This is a genomic window from Dietzia sp. CW19 (assembly GCF_014145265.1).
GTDB classification, from domain to species: Bacteria; Actinomycetota; Actinomycetes; order Mycobacteriales; family Mycobacteriaceae; genus Dietzia; species Dietzia natronolimnaea.
In genome coordinates this window covers 1-1,427 of sequence record NZ_JAALEE010000266.1, presented here as the reverse complement: position 1 = coordinate 1,427, position 1,427 = coordinate 1, and the positions used below count along the sequence as shown (strand labels likewise).

Below are 1,427 nucleotides of genomic sequence, written 5' to 3'. Positions count from 1 at the left end.
TCCCCGCCACGCCGGCAGCAGCGAGAAGTGGAGGTTCACCCAGCCGTGTGCGGGGATGTCCAGGACGGGTCGCGGCACCAGGTGCCCGTAGGCCACCACCGGCACCGCGTCGGGTGCGAGGTCACGGAGGCGCTCGGCGAACTGCGGGTCGCGGGCGTTCGGCGGCGTGAGGACCTCGATCCCCGCGGCGTCGGCAGCCGCGGCCACGGGACTGCGGGACAGGCTCCGGCCGCGACCGGTCCGGGCATCGGGACGGGAGACCACCGCCACCACGTCGTGTCGGCCTGAGGTCAGCAGGGCCTCGAGCGAGGGGACGGCCGCCTGCGGTGTGCCGGCGAAGACGAGTCGCACCGTCACCTCACCGCCATCGCGTCGGCGAGTCGGTCGTAGACGACCCCGGCGCTGATGGCGTCGCTACCGAACCATCCGGACGACCGTATCCCGGCCATCGCCGAGCGCCGCCGGTCCGGGGTGAGGCGCTGGAGGAACAGGATCCCGTCGAGGTGGTCGGTCTCGTGCTGCACGGCGCGCGCGAGGATCCCCTCGGCCTCGAGACGCACCGGCTCTCCGTGCACGTCGACGCCGCGCGCCACGACACGCGCGTAGCGTTCGGTGGGTTCGGAGACCCCGGGGATCGACAGGCACCCCTCGTTGACGTGAGTCCTCTCGTCTCCCATCGGTTCCCACTCCGGGTTGACGAGGTGGCCCTCGCGGCCTCCACAGGTGTAGACGAACACCCGGGTGGACACGCCGATCTGGGGAGCGGCCAACCCGGCTCCGTCCTCGTGGCGGACCGTGTCCATGAGGTCGGCCACGATGCGCGCCAACCTGTCGTCGAACGAGGTGACGGGATCGGTCGGGGTCCTCAGGACGGGATCACCGAAGAGCCGGACGGGATGGACGGCCATGCGTATCTGAACTCCTCGCGGACGGGGATACGGGAAACGCCCATTCTAGGTGGTCTCCGGGCAACCCACCGCACGGGCCGGTCAGCCGATGTGTACCGGGTCGAGCCGGACCCGGACGGGGTCGGCGTTCCGCCGTCCCGACCGCGCCACCACGACCGCCCGTAGTTCGGTGGAGACCGCTCCGAGCAGCGGTGGCGGGACGCGGAGCAACACCCGCTCGGGGTCCTCCACGCCGTCGTGTCCGGGCAACTCCTCCCCCGGGGGGAGGTCGACGGGCCCGAGCACCTCCACCTCGTCCGGGATCCGGAGCTCGTCGAGGATCTCGGCCAGCGCGGAGGCCGGGCCGTCCACCGCCATCATGTGGACGGCGGGCGGGAACCCCACCTCGGCGCGGTCCGCGAGTTCGCGTTCGGCCCACCCCTGGGGGTCCCACCGCACCAGGGCCTGCGCGACCGGGGACCCGGAATCCGCCGACAGGAACACACGGCCCCCGTCGGCGGCCGGGCGGACCAGGCAGGC

The 1,427-nt window shown here is 72.9% G+C and carries 2 protein-coding genes and 1 pseudogene; all 3 read right to left on the bottom strand.

Translation table 11 applies throughout. The features are described from left to right. The coding region (locus tag G6021_RS08645; RefSeq protein ID WP_347237826.1) for a formyltransferase family protein at positions 1 to 351 on the bottom strand (351 nt) is incomplete at its 3' end. Positions 352 to 353: 2 nt separating this feature from the next. Next, the gene (gene def, locus G6021_RS08640; RefSeq protein WP_182641068.1) at positions 354 to 908 is read right to left on the bottom strand and encodes a peptide deformylase; all 555 of its coding nucleotides are present in this window, start codon (positions 906 to 908) and stop codon (positions 354 to 356) included. An 81-nt stretch (positions 909 to 989) separates the two neighbouring features. Further along, a pseudogene (locus G6021_RS08635) lies at positions 990 to 1,427 on the bottom strand (primosome assembly protein PriA); the annotation flags it as partial.

What these genes read in the sequence shown, in the direction of transcription:
- def (WP_182641068.1), bottom strand. Translation starts at nt 908, where the DNA reads ATGGCCGTCCATCCCGTCCGGCTCTTCGGTGATCCCGTCCTGAGGACC.